This is a genomic window from Pantoea phosphatilytica, from assembly GCF_051025615.1.
Classification (GTDB): Bacteria; Pseudomonadota; Gammaproteobacteria; order Enterobacterales; family Enterobacteriaceae; genus Pantoea.
Genome location: NZ_JBPFDF010000001.1, coordinates 42,643 through 61,166, shown reverse-complemented (window position 1 = coordinate 61,166; position 18,524 = coordinate 42,643). Strand labels below are relative to the sequence as shown.

Below are 18,524 nucleotides of genomic sequence, written 5' to 3'. Positions count from 1 at the left end.
GCTACTATCTGGAAATGAAATATTACTCTGCCAGGTAGTGGAAAAATGAATCGTCATCCGATGTTTACGCCTCAGCAGCTGCTCAGCTTTGTAGCGGTGTGTGAAACCGCCAGTTTTACCCGCGCCGCCGACCGGGTCCATCTGTCGCAGTCCACCGTCAGCCAGCAGGTGCGAAGGCTGGAGGAGATGGTCGGTAAAGCACTGCTGGTTCGCTCCTCGCATCAGGTGCAGATCACCGAAGAGGGCGAGAAGCTGCTGGGCTACGCCCGCCGGATTATCGCCCTGAACGGGGAGGCGCATGACGTGCTCAGTGACCAGTGGCGCGACGGCGTACTGCGGCTCGGGGTGCCGGAAGATTTCGCCGCGCCCACCGCCGACCTGCTGGCGCACTTCAGTCGCGCCCACCCGCAGCTGCGGCTGGATGTGATGAGCGGAATGCAGGTGGAACTGCGCCGCGCCTGGCAGCGGGAAGAGCTGGATATCATGCTGATCAAACAGCCCTACGGTGAGCGGCCGCTGGCGTCGCGTCCCGAGCCGCTGCTGTGGCTCGACAGCGCAGCCTGGCCCTGCTTCGAGCAGACACCCGTGCCGCTGGTGCTGTTTCCGCAGCAGGGGCTTTACCGCGATGAGGTCTGTCAGACGCTCGACGCCCTGGGGCGCAGCTGGCGCATTGGCTACAGCAGCGCCAGCCTGGTTGCGCTGGCCGCGGCCAGTGCGCAGGGGCTGGGCCTGACCCTACTGCCTGCCAGCTGTCGCCTGCCGCAGCATCGAGTGCTGGGCAGTGAACAGGGGCTGCCGGTGATCGATACCTTCGAGCTGGCCCTCTTCTGCCGTCATCCTCAGGATCCGCTGCAGCGTGAGCTGGCAGAGTCGCTGGCGGCGTTCGGGCAGTTACGCTGGCAGTGAGAGATCGAATAGCCGTCAGTGGAAAATAGCGCAGCAGAGTTAACCGCCGTTTGTCAGATTAAAACCTTGTTCACTTTGCAGGAGCCTCTGATGCCGATTACCTCTTCACCCAGCCGCCGTGATTTCCTTGGACAAAGCGTTCGCTGGACCGCCGCAGGCGGCCTGCTGGCAGCCGGTCTCGGCCAGGTCAGCGCCGCGACCGCCTCCTCGTCGCCCGCCACCGGACCCGATCGACCCGCTGCCGCCCTGCCCCATCAGGATCACTATCTGCTGCGCAACGTGCGGCTGGAGGAGGGCTTTATCCGCGAGGATGATGAGATTGTGGCAACCCGGACCGGGCTTTACGACATCAGCGTCCGCGACGGCAACATTGACCAGCTGACCGCCGCAGGCCAGGGCGACGCTTCGCTGCCCTCCTGGGATGCGCAGAATGCGCTGCTGCTGCCGGCAACCCAGGATATGCACATCCATCTGGATAAGACCTTCTATGGCGGTCCGTGGCAGGCGCCGCGTCCGCGTCAGGGCAAAACCATTATGGATATGATCGCACGCGAACAGGTGCTGATCCCGCAACTGCTGCCCCATTCTCAGGCGCGCGCCGAAGCCCTGATCGCCCTGCTGCACGCCAGAGGATCCACCCGCGCCCGCAGCCACTGCAACATCGACCCGGTCAGCGGCCTGAAGAGCCTGGAACATCTGCAGGCGGCCCTGGCCCGGCATCCCGACTTTCCCTGCGAGATTGTGGCGTTTCCGCAGCACGGCCTGCTGCACTCTCAGGTTGACGGGCTGATGCGCGAGGCGATGCAGCATGGCGTCGGGTATGTCGGCGGGCTGGACCCGACTAACGTCGATGGCGCGATGGAGAAGTCGCTGGATGCGATGTTTCAGATTGCGCTCGACTACCAGCGCGGCGTCGACATCCATCTGCATGAAACCTCTCCAGCGGGCGTGGCGGCGATTCATTACATGATCGACACCGTGGCGAAAAATCCGCAGCTGAAAGGCCGGGTCACGCTGAGCCACGGTTTTGCTCTGGCGACCCTGGACGGCGCGGCGCTGGATAAGATAATTGAGGGGCTGGCGGAACAGCAGTTCAGCGTCGCCTCGACGCTGCCCATCGGCAAACTCACGATGCCGATTCCGCAACTGCAGGCGGCCGGGGTGAAGGTGATGACCGGCACCGACAGCGTGATCGATCACTGGTCGCCATTCGGAACCGGCAGCATGCTGGAAAAGGCAAATCTCTATGCGCAGCTCTACCGTGGATCGGATGAGTTTTCGCTGTCGCGGGCGCTGGCCATCGCGACGGACGACCGGCTGCCGCTGTCGGCGCAGGGAGAACGCCAGTGGCCCGCGCCAGGTGATGAGGCAAGCATGATGCTGGTCTCTGCCAGCTGTTCGGCCGAAGCGGTGGCGCGCATTTCGCCGGTGGTTGCAACCTTCTCGCGCGGTAAACCGGTGTTTGCGCTGACCCCGGTCTGAAACGCCGCAAACAGCTCCTCTGCGTACAGGAAGGGGAGCCACCCCTTCCACAGCGGCAATCTCCTGTCAGACTCCGGCCCTGCCGCCAACGCAGCACAAATCACCTGCAGCCAGAAACAACAAAGCCTCCCGATGGGAGGCTCTGCATTTACCTGAGCGCAGTAAGGATTACGCGCTTTTGGCCCATTTATCCTTTGACATCAATTCCATTGCCAGCGCGTATAGGCGACGATCTTCCTGATCACAGGGCTCATCTTCCGCATAACAGCCGATCATGGAGGCGATCTTATCCGCAGATAAACTCTCTCCATGAACATGCAGTGTCAGTACGGCGCGGCCTACTATTTTAAGCACATTCTCATGTGGTCCCTGGATGCTATTACTCAATGAAAATACCCTCTACCGGTCGTTGTACCAGGAATATGGCGCGCTAAATATAAAGCAATTAGCTCAGGATTTTTATCGGCACGAGCACCGATATTTTTTAATGATTAATTCTATTACTGGAGGCTTAGTTAGGGAGTTATCTGATTAACAATGAAATAAATTTTCAAAAACGGCCACTTATAAAGCGATAACTGGCCTCAAATCGGATCTGACATCAACCCGCTCTCCTTTCGCCCGTGTGATTGATAAAAATAAACCACCTTTTTCTGTAAAGTTCAGTCAATTCTTAAGCTCTCTGATGACGATAGTTTCATCACGCTTACCATCGAGGTTCCCGTTGCTGTCAGGCGTGCTTTCTGCCAGACTTGCGGCGCAATAATGCCCGACACCTTCAGCCTCAGAGGCCGCGCCCGTGACCGCTTTTTCTACCCTCAATTCGCTTCCCGACAGCCAGCTCGATAACCTGCGCGAGATGGGCTATACCAGCATGACGCCCGTGCAGGCGGCTACGCTGCCTGCCATCCTGCAGGGACGCGACGTGCGCGCGCAGGCGAAAACCGGCAGCGGCAAAACGGCTGCCTTTGGCATTGGTCTGCTGCACCATATCGACAGCACCCGCTTCCAGACCCAGGCGTTGATCCTCTGCCCGACCCGTGAACTGGCAGATCAGGTAGGCAATGTGCTGCGCCAGCTGGCGCGCTACACCCGTAACATCAAGGTCCTGACACTTTGCGGTGGGCAGCCGATGAGCGCACAGCGCGACTCACTGGTGCATCCGCCACATATCGTCGTCGGCACGCCGGGCCGCATCCTCGATCATATTAACCGCGAAAACCTCAAGCTGGACCAGCTCAACACCCTGGTGCTGGATGAGGCGGATCGTATGCTGGAGATGGGTTTCCTGAACGACATGGAAACGATCATCAAAGCCACACCCGACTCGCGCCAGACACTGCTCTTCTCTGCCACCTGGCCCGATGCCATCTCGGCCATCAGCACCCGCTTCCAGCGCGATGCACTGAGCGTGGTCACGGAAGATGTCAGCGAACTGCCGCACATCGACCAGCAGTTCTTTGAAGCCAGCCACAATGAGAAGCTGGGGCTGCTTATCGCCCTGCTGGGCGACCAGCAACCCTCCTCCTGCGTGGTCTTCTGCAACACCAAACGTGAATGTGACGACGTCGCTGAGGCGCTTAACGCGCGCGATATCAGCGCCCTGCCACTGCATGGCGATCTGGAGCAGCGCGACCGCGAGCGTGTCCTGATCCGCTTCGCTAACGGCAGCGGCCGCGTCCTGGTGGCGACCGATGTCGCCGCGCGCGGGCTCGACATCAAATCCCTGGCGATGGTCGTCAACTATCAGCTCGCCTGGGACCCGGAAGTCCACCTGCACCGCATTGGCCGTACGGCTCGCGCAGGTGAACATGGCGTTGCGGTCAGCCTGGTCGCCGCCGATGAAATGGCGCGCGCGCATGCGCTGGAGGATTTCCTGCAGCAGAAGCTGCCGTGGGTGTCAGCCAGCACGCTGAAAAAGGGCAGCAGCAAGCCGCTGCCTGCCGCGATGATGACGCTCTGTATCGATGGCGGCCGCAAGGCCAAAATTCGTCCGGGGGATATTCTGGGCGCGCTGACAGGTGAAGCCGGTTTCCGCGCCGAGCAGATAGGGAAAATCGTTCTGACGCCGACCCACGCCTATGTGGCAATTGAGGCGAACCAGGCCAAAGCGGCGCTGGTGAAGCTCAGGCAGGGTAAAATCAAGGGCAAAACCTGCCGGGCGATTCTGCTGAAGGATTAAGGAAAAACGGGCGAGGATTACCCTCGCCCGCGCTATTATGGCTCGTCGATCTGTGTCACATGCAGAGTTGTTTTATCACCTTTGCCGTGCACCTTGCCGCTCACGCGCACTTTGTCATCGGCGGTGTAGGTTTTGCCCCCGAATGTCTTTTTCGAGGCGATAATCGGCAACGTGCCGGTGTTATCGCGGAACTGATACCGCTCACCCTGCTCTTTCTTCACGATATACCCTTCCAGCGTCACATAGCCGCCCTGACGGAAATCGCGGATCTGATTGATATGCGTCTGACCGGTATCTTCTGAACCTTTATAACCCGCATCCTGCTTGTGCTGCGGCGGTGGCGTATCACCGGCTTTGAATCCACCCTCTTCGGCCGATACCCCTGCACTCATCAACACCAGCAATGACGCTAAAATCACTTTTTTCATTTCACACTCCTTTATTGGAAAGGTGTCCATGCTGAACCTTCAGCATTAAGCCTGGCACAATAATGGGCGTCCGTTTTATTTCACCCTTCTCTTCTCACTTTTTTCCGTTTGCTGCCGATAACCTGTTCACACCCTATTTCACCAGCTGCGTTAATGCAGAGGCAACCATGGATAATTTTCAAAAAGAGATCGATGAAAGAGCGAACCTCGCGTTATCAAACAAGTTTGAACTGCTGCTGTTTCGCTTAGGTTCCGACCAGCTCAAAGGCAAGTCGGAGCTCTTTGGCATTAACGTCTTCAAGCTGCGTGAAATCGTGCCGATGCCCCCCATCACCAAAGCGGCCGGCATGCGTTCACCGCTGTTGGGTATGGCGAGCATCCGGGGTCAGTTTATCCCGGTCATCGACCTGCCTGCCGTGACGGGCTGTGTTCCGGAAACCGGTCTTAACCTGCTGCTGGTTACCGAATATGCGCGAAACACCCAGGCTTTTGCCGTGGAGTCGGTAGAGAACATCGTGCGTCTCGACTGGAGCCAGGTCCACACCGCGGAAGCCGGTATCGGCGGCCGCAATATCACCAGTATTGCCTGTCTGGACAGCGACAAGCAGAGCAACGAGCTGGCGATGGTGCTGGACGTTGAGCAGATCCTGTATGACATCATTCCTTCGGTGCGTGGCGTTGAACCAGAAGCGGCCCTGCCGCGTGCCTTCCCCTATCGCCCCGGTGCGGTCGCTATCGTGGCAGAAGACTCCAAAGTGGCACGACAGCTGCTGGAACAGGGCCTGAAAAGCATGGGCATTCCGGCACTGATGTTTAACACCGGTCTGGATGCCTGGGAAAAAATCAAGCTGATGAACCAGGAAGCGCAGGCCGCGGGCGAATCGATTCGCGACAAAATTGCGCTGGTGCTGACCGACCTGGAGATGCCGGAGATGGATGGCTTTACGCTGACCCGCAACATCAAGCGCGATCCGACGCTGAAAACGCTGCCGGTGGTCATTCACTCTTCTCTCTCAGGCAGCGCCAACGAAGATCACGTTCGCAAAGTCGGTGCCGACGGCTATGTAGCGAAGTTTGAGTTAAATGAGCTGTCAGACGTCATTTTCAACGTTCTCGACGCAGCCCGCTAGATCCGTGCGGGCCGCCTGACAGGCCCGTCACACTTTTACTCTTCGCCAGCGGAAAGGCTGGCCTGACCAGGAACGCACTATGCACATCGAAACGCTAACAGATACACCGTCCCGTCAGAACGTGCTGCGCGGCCGTTTACGCCAGCTGGCCTGGATCACCGCGGTAACCCTGAGTCTGGTTTTCTGGGTAGGCCTCTACTTCTTAATTTTCTGAATCCATTCTTGTTCGTCTGGATAGGGCTGTCAGCACCGCTGCTGACAGCCTTTTTTTTGCCCTGCTGATTTGCCTTTAGGTTATCTGCTTAGCCCTTCTGATGTTTCCTGCCGCCGATTTATTTACGCACCGTTATTACTTAAAAATTGTTAAAGGTACAACGGCGTGCTCCGATAACAGTATGCGCGGGATCACATTTTGCCTGTGGCAGTGACCACAGACCTCAACGCGGCACTGCGCACAACAGCATAAGCTCTGAATGTGGCTAACAAATTGATTAATAATAAAGCGGGGAAGAGAACATGGTCAGCATCAGGAATATGAAGGTGGGAATGCGGCTTGCTGCAGCCTTCGGTATTATTGTGACGTTACTGATAGTGATTGGTGTGACATCCATTACCAGGATTAACAATATTAATACGGCGATCGCGTCGATCGTTGACGATCGTTATGTAAAAGTACGACTGGCATTTGATGTGCGCGATGGCGTCAACGATCAGATCAAATACCTGCGCGGCATGGTGATCGACACCACACGACCGGAAATGAACGTGAAACGTTATGGTCAGCTGGATGAAGCCACCCGGCGAACCAATATGGCCATGAAAAAGATCGAAGAGATTCAGGTCACGCCGATCGGCAAGAAAAAGATCGCCAACCTGCTGGCGTCGTCTCTGGCCTTTGAGAAAGTGAAGGCGGAGCTGATCGCGCTGGTGAAGTCGGGGAATTTTGATGCGGCCAGCGTCTATGTGCTCAAATCGATGACCGCCACCCAGAATAAGTTTCTGCAGGATGCGGTAAATTTCGCTAACTCTCAGGATTCGCAGCTGCGCAGTGAAGGTCAGGGCATTGTGGAAAATGGTCAGTCCGCCATCTTTATCACGCTGCTCTTCTCGGGCCTGGCGATTCTGGCTTCTATCCTGCTCGGCTATCTGCTGACCCGCTCGATTGTCCGTCCGCTGGTGAGCGCCGTTGATGTCGCAGAGCGCGTTGCCTCAGGTGACCTGAGTTCTCAGATCAAGGTCACCTCACGCGACGAAACCGGCGTGCTGATGCAGGCGCTGCAGCGGATGAATGACAATCTGCTGTCGATTGTGACCGAAGTGCGCACCGGCTCAGATACCATCGCCGTCGCATCCAATCAGATCTCCAGCGGTAACCTCGATCTTTCGACCCGCACCGAACAGCAGGCCAGTTCGCTGGAAGAGACCGCCTCAGCAATGGAGCAGATGACCTCTACCGTGAAACATAACGCCGACAATGCCCGCGAAGCTAACCAGTTGGTTGCAACCACCTCGACCGTGGCACGCGAAGGGGGCGTCGTAATGGAGCAGGTGATCGAGAAAATGGAAGCGATCGCCCTCTCCTCTCGTAAAATCGTCGATATCATCAGCGTCATCGACTCCATCGCTTTCCAGACGAACATTCTGTCGCTGAACGCGGCGGTCGAAGCGGCGCGCGCGGGCGAACAGGGTCGTGGCTTTGCGGTGGTGGCCAGTGAGGTGCGCAATCTGGCGCAGCGCTCGGCCTCTGCGGCGAAAGAGATCAAAGTGCTGATTGAAGACTCTGTCGCGAAAGTCGATGAAGGCAGTAAACTGGTGACCCATGCGGGTTCCACCATTGGCGACGTGGTGAACAGCGTGCAGAGCGTGGCGAACATCATGAGCGAAATCACCATTGCCAGCAGCGAACAGAGCAGCGGCATCAATGAGATCAATCAGGCGATTACGCAGATGGAAGCGGTGACGCAGCAGAACGCCGCGCTGGTACAGGAAGCGTCCGCCGCCTCCCAGGCGCTGCAGGATCAGGCTGAACGGATGGCGCAGGCGATGAGCGTGTTCAATACCGTCAAGCTCTCACTGCAGCCCGTACAGCCTTAATCTTACCACGGCCTGCTGCGGCAGGCCTGTTGCTGTGCAGAGCCGACAGGACGGCATAGCGCGTTTCTTTGTCGGGAAAGCAGGATCTTCAGGCAGGATAGGTTGACAGGGTTGAGGTTGAAGAAGAGAAACAGCAGAAACAAAAAAGGCTGCCCGGGGCAGCCTTTTATTACTGTAAATGCAACAACGCTATAAAGCTCACAAGCCTTTATCAGAGAGCACGAGGCGCGCTCTGAGTTGCAATCCTCGTTGCGTTCACCTGAACAACAACAGATTTGCAGAAAATGCATTTCGCTCCATGCGGATTGGCTCTTGTCACATCAAAATGTGATGTACGAAACTGTGAGCCATTACAGTGAGGACACTTAAAAGTAATCTTCAGTCCTTAGAGACCAACAACGTTCGCAGCAGCCGGGCCTTTAGCGCCATTTTCTACTGTGAATTCAACTTGCTGACCTTCGTCTAATGAACGGAAATCGGTGCCCTGGATTGCAGAGAAGTGTACGAATACATCTTTGCTGCCGTCCTGAGGAGAGATGAAACCGAAGCCTTTCTCTGCGTTAAACCATTTAACGGTACCGCGAATTTTGTTAGACATGCTTAAATCCTTAATTATCGAGCCTTCCGGCGTAATGGCCTGAGAACAGATTTTAATCAGAACGTAAGAGAAGACTCAAAAAGAAGGGATGTCTCGCGACAAACTTAGAGATGAGAACTGCTTTGGTTACTTAGCTTTGATAGTGTCTGTTAATCAAACCGACGATTCATTAAGCCATACTTCTTCCGGGGACGCAACCTGCATTTGAAATTAAACTCAAATCGCCCTGCCCGCAAGAAGTGCTGGCGCGGATTGTGTTGCGGAGCCCTTATTCTGCGCGGCTCCGCAGGCAAAAAGCTTACTCAGCGGGCCCGCCATTCAGCTCTCTGAACAGGATATTTCGCAGCCCGGCATCGTTCAGAGGATCGAGGTTAAGCCAGGTCAGCGTCTGGCGATCGTGCGTCTGATCGTAATCGGAGTAAACGCCATGGATCTCTCCTTTTTCCGGTGAGTAAAGAATGGCAACAGACTGCGCCGGGCAGTTGTGCGGTTTACAGCCGGAGAGCACCTGCCAGGTCACGCCCTTCAGCGTCAGGGTTTCAGCAGGCGTACTGGTGCCGCCCTGCTTCACCCAGGCAGGAAAATTATGCCCGGCGATCAGCCGCTGATAAGCCTGACCTGTCTGCCTGTTCTGTATAAAATCAAACAGATAAGGCGGCGTTGCCGCACTCACAAACATCGGAACCATCGCCAGTGCGGCCGCCATAAACCCTTTTTTCATGACCTCTCCTTATTTATCACGCGTATCAACTGCATTAAGCAGGACAATATCGGCTTTGTCGTTGCCTGACAGATTAAACACGATCAGCCCGCCAGATCAAAAAAGGGCGAGGCCGGAGCCTCGCCCAAAAAATGCCGATCATCAATCGTAGTAAGGGACCTTGCGGTCAACGCCGTTGATATTGATCAGCACAAAACCGGTTGGTGCGGTCTTGTTGGTCGGTGTACCCGCTGCGGTGGCCAGCGTGACAACCCCTTTTTCATTCGCCCCGACACCTGCCAGCCCGTTATGCATGCCGAAGCGTGCTGCGGGTTTCAGGTTACTGAGTTTGGTGATATCCGTAACCACCGACATATCAGCCTGGAACAGCGAGCAGGCACCGGTATCGAAACGCGTCGGACCGGTGGTTTTCAGGTTGAACATGGTTTCGCCGCTGTTGGCTTTCAGCTTGACCCACACGACGGCATAGGTGGTGCCGACCCGGCCATAGCGAATATCCAGCACGGAAGGTTGTCCCATGTGGTAAGCATCGGCCCAGACCGTCTCCAGTCGCTGCAGGTTGATCAGGGTTTTACCGGTGCCGGGCACATTGACTGGTGAACCGGCGGTGCCGGACGGCGTGGTGGCATCCGCTTTCCCGATCAGCTCCATCACCCATTGCTGATTAGGCGCCGGGAAATAGAGCTGCCCCAGCCGATACCAGTTATCGGTATCGGTGTTGTTCACCACCTTGTAGCCGCTGTAATAGCCAGCGCGCAGCGAACCGGTCAGGAAACTGCCGTAGTTCTCATCCCGGCGATAGCCATATTCAAAGGTGGATAACCATTTGTTGCCGGCCACATCATTGGTGATTTTCGCACCGGCCTGCAGGTTAATGTGACGCATCACTACGCGGGCATTGTTGAGATTGAGCGGCGTTACGCAATCCTCAATGTTGAGCGTATCGATGGTCCAGCCCCCGTCCGACAGATCGCCCGGGTTCGCCGTATGCTCGATCCAGACGTTACGCATGATCCCCTGGGTCACGCGCGGCATATAGAGCGTGGCATCGCCGTAGCCCGACTGGAAATTGGCATTACACAACTCGATAGCCGTTGAGTGATCCCAGTTACCCTTCGGTGCGTTTGACCAGCCCACATCGAACACCCGGGAAAAGGTGCTGGAGGTGTAGATCTGGTCGAACTTACTGTCGAGCGTATCCTGCAGCTTAAAGACCGTGCCCCCCGTACTCTGCGCTTTAAAGCAGAAGAGGCTGACGATCTGGCCGCCGGTAATTGTATTTTCAAAAAACGGCTGTTTGTTGCTGCACTGCTCAGGACTCACGGTGGATTTCAGGGCGATATCGGCACTGGCCTGCCCGTGCCAGGCGATGCCTTTAATGGCGATTTTACGCGCCATCACCTTAAACACCGGGTTATCGCTCTTGTCGGAGACGATGGTGGTGCGCGGCGACGAGCCCTGTTCGATGTCATCCCCAATCAGACCAAAAAACGGCAGCTCTGTGTTGGTGAGATCGATCGGTGAGATCAGGAAACGGCCGCCCGGAAAACGCACCGGGATCGCTTTGGCATAGGTGTTGTAACTCTGGGTCCATGCCAGCATCCGTTTAAAGGCATCGGTATCATCGGTAACGCCATCCCCCTTCGCACCAAAGTGCAGGATATTCACTTCGGCAGGATCGTTGATGGTGCGCTTCCAGTAGAAACCGTTACCCACTGCCACCGTACCGCCATCATCTTTCAGCGGCGTGGTGCTGAGGAATCCCACAAAGTCAGCGCCGCCGCGGAAGCTGGAGTCTTTGTCGTAATAGCGTTTCAGGCTCGCCACTTCACCTGATTTCGGTGGGACTGTGGTACGCAGTTCAGCAAAAGAGTTAACTTCGATCATAGAATCCTCCTCAGGATCATTGAGATAGTGCGCCGGTTATCAGCGCACTACTTTGCCGCGGCCGGATGGCCGCAAAGGGTGTCCCACATGTCGTTGTGGGTGTTGATGGCGCGCACCGTCCGGATGTCCATCTTTTGCGCATCATCGCCGTAGGTATAAAGAGGGGAAAAAAGCACACAGGCAGAGTCGGTGATCGCCACTGGCTCAGGGTTTGTGGTATTTCGACTGCTGCAGCTTGTCGCGAGCAGCAGCGTCATCAAGGCTGTTATTGTCGGTCGCCACACGGTTAGCCTCCTCGCGATGCTGTTGTTGCTGTTGTGCCACCGCCGTAACGCGGGACGCCTCCTGACGCGCGTTATCGACGTCAGATCGTGCTTTTTGCTGCACTTTTCCGACTTTTTTTCCGCCGAAATAGCTGGCACCCAGCGCCGCGACGATGCCAGCCAGCGCCGCAAGCCAGTGCCAGCTGCCGCCCAGCAGAGAAGTAATCAGCGTCATGATTTCGCGCCTCCGGGTTGATCCTTCGCGTTAAGCAGATTTTTCTGCCGGACAAACTGGGCAATCACCCCCATCGCCACCATGAACGCGCCCACCAGCCCCAGGTAGTTGTGCGGCAGAATCGCTTTCACATCTTCCGGCAGAACGCTCCAGGCATCGACGGCGGCGGCAGGAAAGGACTGTGCCCAGGCGCTGAGCATCGAGCCGAGTGACGCCAGCCAGACAGACCAGGTTTTAAACAAGAGGCGGGCATGAGAGACAAACTGCAGGGTGGTGAAGCGCTGCAGCAGCAGCAGAATGATGATTGCCGTTAATACGGCGACGAGGAACATAAGCCATCTCATAGCAACCCCCTGTAAACCGCATAGGTTCCGCTGCGCATCATCTCCGCGTGACGCCTGGCGCGGCCCGGCGTCTGACGCGCCCAGAGGCTGTTCATCATCGCGTCGGCCGCCTCATTAAACTGCTCTGCGGCGATGGCGCTGAGCATGTTTTTGAACTGCATTACCCCCTCAACGCCAAGCTGGTAAGCCATGCTGAGCAGGACGTCGGTCCGGGCGTCGTTGCACTTTGCCAGCGCGTTACGCAGCGGCTCCCTGCCCTGCATCTCCTGAATTTTGTTTTCAAGAATGCACTGCTTCCAGACGTCGCCGACCCGTCGTGGCACGCGAAAGACGTAGTTACTCAGCGACGCGCCTTTCGGTCCGATGCGGATACCGCCCGCCACGGTGGGGAAGCCCAGCGTGTCGAGATAAGGCGTGTCCACATATCCCTCTTCAAAATTCAGTACTGCGATGATCTGGCTCATAACAACTCCTCAATAACGGGTGAATTCCATACAGCCCTGTGAAAAGAAATACATAACGCCCGCTGATCATTACCCTGCGCCGCGCAGCAGAATGCCCTGCTGACCATCCAGCAAAACTGAACAGTATTTCAGCAGATTGCGTCCAGCCGGAGCTGGAGTTCGCGGAGCTTTGATCGGAACGGAAACCGCCCTTTTCTCTGCCTGTCAGCCCACGGCGTAGAGATGGACGTGCGGCAGGCAGCAGTTGTCGAAACTGGGTGTTTCCTGACTGGTAATACGGGGAGCGGTGATTGCGCGTTCAACACGCGGAGTAACCTGACGCTGGCAGATTTGCTCTGCACGTCGCAGGGGTAGTGTTTCAGTCGGGAAGTTCAGCGCCTGATCGATGCTCTGTTTCAGGCTGCTGAGGGGTTGGCGCCGCCGATGGCGGCGAGTACGTGCGTTGCCCACAAAAACGCTTTTGCCATAGTGAATTATCGCCATAACTCCTCCTGTGAATGAGTCTTTGGCGATGGGGTGGCAGGCGCGAGCTTTCGGTGATCCGAACGGGCCCGAATGTCGTTTATTGCGATCGCACGCCTGCCGCCCGGCTGCGTAAGCAGCCAGGTGGAAAGTAAGCGAAGGGAAATAACGGCATCTGACGACGCTGCATTTTGCGCATCCACCCCATCCCAAAGTTCACTGACTTTTGGGTGGTATGATTCGCGCTTGTGCAGCGCCTCAATTGTTTAAGAGCGGCTCATCCCTGAAAGAACTGCTTCGTTCGTCCATGTTCAAATTATTAACAGGTTCTTATGCATTATCAAACACTGTTGGTTAATTTTTTATTTACCGCTGGTTAAATTTATGAATTTAAGCCGATTATTTTTTTGCAGCCCCCCGAGGAAAGCGACAAAAACGGGCTTAGCCGAGGATTTGATAGTGACGTGCCTGGCTCATGATCACTTTCGCCAGCACCTTCAGGCTGGTGACATCCTCATGATTCAGATACCAGGTTTCATAACGTTTATTATCTGAAATTACAGCAATTTTCTTATGCTGCAGCTGTAAGCGTTTGAGGTAGAGCTGCTCGTCAAGCGTAAAGATATAGATGCCGTCGCCGTCGAACATCCGCACGCTGATGTCCACAAACAGCTGATCGCGTGGCGCAAAGGTGTCCGCCATGGAGTCGCTGTTGATAGCGATAAGCCGGATGTTCTCTGCCGGACGGCCATTAAACAGCACCCGCGCCTCATCCAGACCATACTCAATGGCCTGGATGGTCTCTACAAACTCATCGCGCGCGGGCAAGCCCGCCGCGCTGCGCTGCCCGATGTCGAGACTGTCGACCCGATACACACTTTTGTGGGCAGTGAAGGTGTTCAGCGTGACCGGTTCTGCGGGCTGCTCCATTCCGTATTGCAGCCACTCTACCCTGACGCCCAGCAGCTGACTGAGCGCCAGCAGATTACCGCCATCGGGGACGGACTGCGCATTAAACCACTTCCACACTCCTGGCGTTGAAATCTTACAGCCTTGCTGCTGCAGGGCCCTGGCAACCTGTTTGTTTCGTCCATGTCCGACAATGCCGGCACTCTCACAGGCCGCTATCAGCCTGGCAGTGAAAGCCTGTCTTGTACTTTCTTTTTTAACCATTAGTTAATAATCAGCCATAGAAGAGATACTGGATGTTATTTTCATTATTGCTACCAGTTCATTTTATATTACCGCTCATTTACTACCTAACCGCTTTATCAAGCATTTCTGATTATCATTATCCGCTTCAGCCTGCCGCTGAACAAAAAATATTGCCTCAGGCCGCATAGAGCCTGGGCTTTCAGGAATGTTCCGTAAGAAATTGCGTAAAATTCAGCCAGCATAGCGGACAGCGGTGACAAAGCCAGCGCGAAAAGAGATCTGATTCACAAAAAACTCTATCTTTCACTGGCCCGAAAAAATGCGCTAAAAAAAACGGGAGTCTGTGAAAGACTCCCGTTTTGTTAAAAATTAGTGTGGTCAGGATCGGAGCGTGTCGTCGCCCCAGGCTATCCATTTATAAGTGGTCAGCGCCTCTAACCCCATCGGCCCGCGGGCATGCAGCTTCTGTGTGCTGACCGCCACTTCTGCGCCCAGTCCAAACTGCCCGCCGTCGGTAAAGCGGGTGCTGGCGTTCACATAGACTGCCGATGAGTCGACCTGCCGCACAAAGCGCGCGGCGTTGCGGGTGTTGCGGGTCAGAATGGCATCAGAGTGCTGCGTGCCGTGGGTGCGAATATGCTCGATCGCCTCATCCATATCCGCCACCAGTCGGACGTTAAGATCCAGCGACAGCCACTCATCGTTGTACTGTTCAGGAGTCACCTGCGTGACCGTGGCTGGCCCCTGCTGCAGCTGCGCCAGCACATTGCTGTCGGCGTGCAGCGCGATCCCTTCCTGCGCCATACGCGCGCTGAAGGCGGGCAGGAAACGATCGGCCATCGCCTGATCCACCAGCAGCGTCTCCAGAGAGTTACAGGCGCTGGGACGCTGTTTTTTGGCGTTGACGATCAGATCAAGTGCCGGTTCGATCTCCATCGTCTCATCGATATAGATGTGACAGACGCCGATGCCGCCGGTGATCACCGGAATGGTCGAATTTTCCCGGCACAGTTTGTGCAGACCGGCTCCGCCGCGCGGGATCAGCATATCGACGTAGCGATCCAGCTTCAGCAGCTGATTCACCAGCTCGCGGTCGGGGTTTTCAATCGCCTGGATAATGGCCGTCGGCAAACCGTGCTGCTGCAGTGCATTCTGGATGACGCGCACCGTGGCCGCATTGGTGCGCCAGGTCTCTTTTCCGCCGCGCAGAATGGCGGCATTGCCGGTTTTCAGGCAGAGGCTGGCGACATCGATCGTGACGTTGGGGCGCGCCTCGTAAATCACCGCGATCACGCCCAGCGGCACGCGACGGCGTTCAATCCGCAGCCCGCTGTCGAGCAGGCCACCATCCATTAACTGGCCGACCGGATCGGCCAGCTGGCAGACCTGACGGACATCGCTGGCGATGCTGCTGAGCCGCTGCGGGTTGAGCGTCAGCCGATCCAGCAGCGCGGCACTCATGCCGTTCTGACGCGCATCGGCTAAATCCAGCTCATTGGCCGCCAGAATATCGGCGCTCTCCGCCTCCAGGCGGTCGGCAATCGTCATCAGCACCTGATTCTTTTCGGCCGCTGACAGATCGGCCACGGTGTAAGCTGCGGCGCGTGCCGCTTTTCCCATCTCTTCAAGCATTATCCGCTCCTTAACTGACGATCATATCGTCGCGGTGAACCGCCACCGGGCCATATTCATATCCCAGGATTTCACTGATCTGTTGGCTGTGGTGACCGGCGATCATCCGCATAGCGTCGCTGTTGTAGCGCGACACGCCATGGGCGATATCGCGCCCCTGCAGGCTACGGATACGGATCACCTCACCGCGCGAGAAGTTTCCCTGGATAGCGCGGATGCCCTTGGGCAGCAGCGAGCTGCCGCGTTCGATAATGGCCGCCAGCGCCCCGTCATCGACGGTGAGTTCACCGGCCGGTGGCGCACCAAAGATCCAGCGTTTGCGATTCTCCAGCGGCGACTGCTGCGCGTGAAAGCGTGTGCCGACCGGTTTGCCGTCGATCACATCGCTGATCACGCCGCTGCGGCTGCCGGAGGCGATGATCACATCGATACCCGCACGGCAGGCGACATCGGCCGCCTGAAGCTTGGTGGACATGCCGCCGGTCCCCAGCCCGGAGACGCTGTCACCCGCCAGAGCGCGCAGCGCATCATCGATAATATGGACGTCGCTGATCAGCTCCGCGTCGGGATTATTGCGCGGATCGGCGGTAAACAGCCCCTGCTGATCGGTCAGCAGCAGCAGCTTGTCGGCTCCGCCCAGCATCGCGGCCAGCGCGGAAAGGTTGTCGTTGTCGCCGACTTTGATCTCCGCCGTAGCGACGGCGTCATTCTCATTGATGACCGGTACAATGTGGTTATCCAGCAGCGCACGCAGCGTGTCGCGGGCATTCAGGAAACGTTCGCGATCTTCCATGTCGGCGCGGGTCAGCAGCATCTGACCAATATGGATGCCGTAAATGGAAAACAGCTGTTCCCACAGCTGAATGAGACGGCTCTGCCCCACCGCAGCCAGCAGCTGCTTTGAGGCGATGGTCGGTGGCAGTTCGGGGTAGCCCAGATGTTCGCGTCCGGCGGCCATCGCGCCAGAGGTGACGATCACAATGCGGTGGCCTGCGGCGTGCTGCTGCGCACACTGACGAACCAGTTCCACCATGTGCGCCCGATTTAACCGGCGGGAGCCGCCGGTAAGAACGCTGGTACCCAACTTGACCACGAGGGTCTGACTGCCACTCATATTTCCTGCCGTAGTGAAAAATTTTTACGAAAGGACGTTTTAACAGGAGTCGATACGGATGCCAACAGCCAGCGGGGGAAAAGCACGAAATTACGCGAACAAGGCGGTAGACCAAAAGTTCAGTATTAACAAGAAATCAGGAAAAGTGTCATAAAAAGTTCATCAGTGACGGGTAAAAAGTCGGTGCTTTACAAAAACTTTCATTTTTTTACGGCGTTCACATTGGGATTGATAGCAAATGAAGAAAAGCACACTGGCCCTGATCCTCTCCTCACTGACGCTGGCTTCTGCCGCGCAGGCTGCCGAAATCTATAACAAAGACGGCAATAAGCTGGACTTATACGGCAAGGTCAAGGCAGAGCACTACATCAGCGATAATGCCAGCGCAAACGGTGACAAGTCCTATACCCGTATCGGCTTCAAGGGTCAGACGCAGATTAACGACCTGATGACCGGTTATGGTCAGTGGGAATATCAGTATAACGTTAACAACTCCGAAGGCAGCGATGCGAACAACGGCAACAAAACCCGCCTTGGCTTTGCCGGTCTGAAGTTCTCGCAGTATGGTTCGGTGGATTATGGCCGCAACTATGGTGTGCTGTATGACGTGGAATCCTGGACCGACGTCTTCCCTGAGTTTGGCGGCGACGGCACGGCCCGCTCCGATAACTTCATGACGCAGCGCGCAACCGGCGTGGCGACCTACCGTAACAACAACTTCTTTGGCCTGGTGGATGGGCTGAAATTTGCGCTGCAGTATCAGGGCAAAAACGACGCCAGCAGCGCCAACAGCCGTACTGACATCAACCGTCAGAACGGCGACGGCTACGGCGCCTCTCTGGGCTATGCGCTGGGCGATTCCGGCGTGAGCCTGATGAGTGCCATCACCTCCTCTGATCGCACCACCCAGCAGCAGGCGCGCGCCTATGGCCGTGGTGACCGTGCGGATTCATGGGGTGCAGGCGTGAAGTATGATGCCAACAGCGTTTACCTGGCCGCGATCTACACCGACACCCGCAACATGACGCCTATCAGCGGCACCAACCGCAACACCGGCGCTGCCGTCGCGGGCGCAGCCAACAAAGCGCAGAACATCGAACTGGTGGCGCAGTATCAGTTTGATTTCGGCCTGCGTCCTTCTGTCGGTTATGTGCAGACCAAAGGCAAAGATATTGAAAACGGTATCGGCGATGCGGATCTGGTGAAATATATCGACGTGGGCGCGACCTACTACTTCAACAAAAACATGTCCGCCTTCGTGGATTACAAAATCAACCAGTTGGATGATGATAACGCGCTGTCACTCAACAACGACGACGTGGTGGCGATGGGTGTGACCTACCAGTTCTGATTGCAGAGGCCTGCCTGCGGGCAGGCGCGCCAGAACAGCCATAAAAAAAGGGCGAGTTTTTTAACTCGCCCTTTTT

At 56.5% G+C, this 18,524-nt stretch carries 20 protein-coding genes; 7 read left to right on the top strand and 13 right to left on the bottom strand.

The genetic code is table 11. From position 1 onward, the window contains the following. Positions 1-45: 45 nt before the first annotated feature. The 3 genes from ACR6AS_RS00330 to dbpA all read left to right on the top strand — a co-directional run bounded on the left by ACR6AS_RS00330 (position 46) and on the right by dbpA (position 4,570). On the top strand, positions 46-906 hold the full coding sequence (locus ACR6AS_RS00330) for a LysR family transcriptional regulator (protein WP_293770930.1): 861 nt from the start codon (positions 46-48) through the stop codon (positions 904-906). A gap of 90 nt (positions 907-996) precedes the next feature. Further along, positions 997-2,388 (top strand): amidohydrolase family protein, encoded by a 1,392-nt coding sequence (locus ACR6AS_RS00325; protein ID WP_434160746.1) that lies wholly within the window; start codon positions 997-999, stop codon positions 2,386-2,388. Between the two features lie 799 nt (positions 2,389-3,187). Continuing rightward, positions 3,188-4,570, top strand: a complete 1,383-nt coding sequence (dbpA, locus tag ACR6AS_RS00320) for an ATP-dependent RNA helicase DbpA (protein WP_293770934.1) — start codon at positions 3,188-3,190, stop codon at positions 4,568-4,570. A 35-nt stretch (positions 4,571-4,605) separates the two neighbouring features. Here dbpA and ACR6AS_RS00315 read toward each other — a convergent pair whose 3' ends face one another. Next, positions 4,606-4,998 (bottom strand): YgiW/YdeI family stress tolerance OB fold protein, encoded by a 393-nt coding sequence (locus tag ACR6AS_RS00315; RefSeq protein ID WP_111141841.1) that lies wholly within the window; start codon positions 4,996-4,998, stop codon positions 4,606-4,608. A 167-nt stretch (positions 4,999-5,165) separates the two neighbouring features. Here ACR6AS_RS00315 and ACR6AS_RS00310 point away from each other — a divergent pair, with 167 nt between their 5' ends. The 3 genes from ACR6AS_RS00310 to ACR6AS_RS00300 all read left to right on the top strand — a co-directional run bounded on the left by ACR6AS_RS00310 (position 5,166) and on the right by ACR6AS_RS00300 (position 8,222). After that, positions 5,166-6,128 carry a chemotaxis protein gene (locus tag ACR6AS_RS00310; RefSeq protein ID WP_111141863.1) on the top strand — a complete coding sequence of 321 codons (963 nt, stop codon included), beginning with the start codon at positions 5,166-5,168 and terminating at the stop codon, positions 6,126-6,128. A 79-nt stretch (positions 6,129-6,207) separates the two neighbouring features. Beyond that, positions 6,208-6,342 carry a hypothetical protein gene (locus ACR6AS_RS00305; protein WP_255562796.1) on the top strand — a complete coding sequence of 45 codons (135 nt, stop codon included), beginning with the start codon at positions 6,208-6,210 and terminating at the stop codon, positions 6,340-6,342. 302 nt (positions 6,343-6,644) lie between these two features. Then, positions 6,645-8,222 (top strand): methyl-accepting chemotaxis protein, encoded by a 1,578-nt coding sequence (locus ACR6AS_RS00300; RefSeq protein ID WP_293770940.1) that lies wholly within the window; start codon positions 6,645-6,647, stop codon positions 8,220-8,222. A gap of 211 nt (positions 8,223-8,433) precedes the next feature. Here ACR6AS_RS00300 and ymcF read toward each other — a convergent pair whose 3' ends face one another. The 12 genes from ymcF to proB all read right to left on the bottom strand — a co-directional run bounded on the left by ymcF (position 8,434) and on the right by proB (position 17,097). Then, complete coding sequence (gene ymcF, locus ACR6AS_RS00295; protein ID WP_111141845.1) at positions 8,434-8,604, bottom strand: cold shock small protein YmcF; 171 nt, start codon at positions 8,602-8,604, stop codon at positions 8,434-8,436. A gap of 3 nt (positions 8,605-8,607) precedes the next feature. Further along, positions 8,608-8,820, bottom strand: a complete 213-nt coding sequence (gene cspE, locus ACR6AS_RS00290; protein WP_009091867.1) for a transcription antiterminator/RNA stability regulator CspE — start codon at positions 8,818-8,820, stop codon at positions 8,608-8,610. A 298-nt stretch (positions 8,821-9,118) separates the two neighbouring features. Continuing rightward, positions 9,119-9,541 (bottom strand): Ivy family c-type lysozyme inhibitor, encoded by a 423-nt coding sequence (locus tag ACR6AS_RS00285; protein ID WP_293770943.1) that lies wholly within the window; start codon positions 9,539-9,541, stop codon positions 9,119-9,121. A 141-nt stretch (positions 9,542-9,682) separates the two neighbouring features. Beyond that, positions 9,683-11,428, bottom strand: a complete 1,746-nt coding sequence (locus ACR6AS_RS00280; RefSeq protein ID WP_111141849.1) for a putative phage tail protein — start codon at positions 11,426-11,428, stop codon at positions 9,683-9,685. Between the two features lie 47 nt (positions 11,429-11,475). Next, on the bottom strand, positions 11,476-11,628 hold the full coding sequence (locus tag ACR6AS_RS00275; protein WP_158527498.1) for a hypothetical protein: 153 nt from the start codon (positions 11,626-11,628) through the stop codon (positions 11,476-11,478). 4 nt (positions 11,629-11,632) lie between these two features. Then, a complete protein-coding gene (locus ACR6AS_RS00270) occupies positions 11,633-11,926 on the bottom strand; it encodes a hypothetical protein (RefSeq protein ID WP_111141851.1) in 294 nt (97 codons plus the stop codon). Next, positions 11,923-12,270 (bottom strand): DUF7940 domain-containing protein, encoded by a 348-nt coding sequence (locus ACR6AS_RS00265; RefSeq protein ID WP_111141853.1) that lies wholly within the window; start codon positions 12,268-12,270, stop codon positions 11,923-11,925. The genes ACR6AS_RS00270 and ACR6AS_RS00265 overlap by 4 nt, the downstream gene beginning before the upstream one ends. Further along, positions 12,267-12,734: a glycoside hydrolase family protein gene (locus ACR6AS_RS00260; protein ID WP_111141855.1), complete on the bottom strand. Its 468-nt coding sequence runs from the start codon at positions 12,732-12,734 to the stop codon at positions 12,267-12,269. Before ACR6AS_RS00260 ends, ACR6AS_RS00265 begins: the two co-directional genes overlap by 4 nt. 204 nt (positions 12,735-12,938) lie before the next feature. Next, positions 12,939-13,217 carry a transcriptional antitermination N peptide gene (locus ACR6AS_RS00255; protein WP_111141857.1) on the bottom strand — a complete coding sequence of 93 codons (279 nt, stop codon included), beginning with the start codon at positions 13,215-13,217 and terminating at the stop codon, positions 12,939-12,941. A gap of 420 nt (positions 13,218-13,637) precedes the next feature. Then, entirely contained in the window at positions 13,638-14,369 is a 732-nt protein-coding gene (locus ACR6AS_RS00250) for a S24 family peptidase (RefSeq protein ID WP_111141859.1), read from the bottom strand. A gap of 360 nt (positions 14,370-14,729) precedes the next feature. Then, the gene (gene proA / locus ACR6AS_RS00245) at positions 14,730-15,983 is read right to left on the bottom strand and encodes a glutamate-5-semialdehyde dehydrogenase (RefSeq protein WP_111141861.1); all 1,254 of its coding nucleotides are present in this window, start codon (positions 15,981-15,983) and stop codon (positions 14,730-14,732) included. A 10-nt stretch (positions 15,984-15,993) separates the two neighbouring features. Further along, the gene (gene proB / locus ACR6AS_RS00240; protein WP_293770951.1) at positions 15,994-17,097 is read right to left on the bottom strand and encodes a glutamate 5-kinase; all 1,104 of its coding nucleotides are present in this window, start codon (positions 17,095-17,097) and stop codon (positions 15,994-15,996) included. A 238-nt stretch (positions 17,098-17,335) separates the two neighbouring features. Here proB and ompC point away from each other — a divergent pair, with 238 nt between their 5' ends. After that, on the top strand, positions 17,336-18,448 hold the full coding sequence (ompC, locus tag ACR6AS_RS00235) for a porin OmpC (protein WP_111142277.1): 1,113 nt from the start codon (positions 17,336-17,338) through the stop codon (positions 18,446-18,448). Positions 18,449-18,524 lie beyond the last annotated feature (76 nt).

Excerpts from the sequence above, each read along its gene's own strand:
- ACR6AS_RS00250 (WP_111141859.1), bottom strand. The coding sequence starts at position 14,369 with ATGGTTAAAAAAGAAAGTACAAGACAGGCTTTCACTGCCAGGCTGATA.
- ACR6AS_RS00325 (WP_434160746.1), top strand. The coding sequence starts at position 997 with ATGCCGATTACCTCTTCACCCAGCCGCCGTGATTTCCTTGGACAAAGC.
- ACR6AS_RS00255 (WP_111141857.1), bottom strand. The coding sequence starts at position 13,217 with ATGGCGATAATTCACTATGGCAAAAGCGTTTTTGTGGGCAACGCACGT.
- ACR6AS_RS00280 (WP_111141849.1), bottom strand. The coding sequence starts at position 11,428 with ATGATCGAAGTTAACTCTTTTGCTGAACTGCGTACCACAGTCCCACCG.
- ACR6AS_RS00305 (WP_255562796.1), top strand. The coding sequence starts at position 6,208 with ATGCACATCGAAACGCTAACAGATACACCGTCCCGTCAGAACGTGCTG.
- ACR6AS_RS00330 (WP_293770930.1), top strand. The coding sequence starts at position 46 with ATGAATCGTCATCCGATGTTTACGCCTCAGCAGCTGCTCAGCTTTGTA.
- ACR6AS_RS00270 (WP_111141851.1), bottom strand. The coding sequence starts at position 11,926 with ATGACGCTGATTACTTCTCTGCTGGGCGGCAGCTGGCACTGGCTTGCG.
- ACR6AS_RS00265 (WP_111141853.1), bottom strand. The coding sequence starts at position 12,270 with ATGAGATGGCTTATGTTCCTCGTCGCCGTATTAACGGCAATCATCATT.
- ACR6AS_RS00310 (WP_111141863.1), top strand. The coding sequence starts at position 5,166 with ATGGATAATTTTCAAAAAGAGATCGATGAAAGAGCGAACCTCGCGTTA.
- ACR6AS_RS00260 (WP_111141855.1), bottom strand. The coding sequence starts at position 12,734 with ATGAGCCAGATCATCGCAGTACTGAATTTTGAAGAGGGATATGTGGAC.
- ACR6AS_RS00300 (WP_293770940.1), top strand. The coding sequence starts at position 6,645 with ATGGTCAGCATCAGGAATATGAAGGTGGGAATGCGGCTTGCTGCAGCC.
- proB (WP_293770951.1), bottom strand. The coding sequence starts at position 17,097 with ATGAGTGGCAGTCAGACCCTCGTGGTCAAGTTGGGTACCAGCGTTCTT.
- ompC (WP_111142277.1), top strand. The coding sequence starts at position 17,336 with ATGAAGAAAAGCACACTGGCCCTGATCCTCTCCTCACTGACGCTGGCT.
- ACR6AS_RS00315 (WP_111141841.1), bottom strand. The coding sequence starts at position 4,998 with ATGAAAAAAGTGATTTTAGCGTCATTGCTGGTGTTGATGAGTGCAGGG.
- ACR6AS_RS00285 (WP_293770943.1), bottom strand. The coding sequence starts at position 9,541 with ATGAAAAAAGGGTTTATGGCGGCCGCACTGGCGATGGTTCCGATGTTT.
- proA (WP_111141861.1), bottom strand. The coding sequence starts at position 15,983 with ATGCTTGAAGAGATGGGAAAAGCGGCACGCGCCGCAGCTTACACCGTG.
- cspE (WP_009091867.1), bottom strand. The coding sequence starts at position 8,820 with ATGTCTAACAAAATTCGCGGTACCGTTAAATGGTTTAACGCAGAGAAA.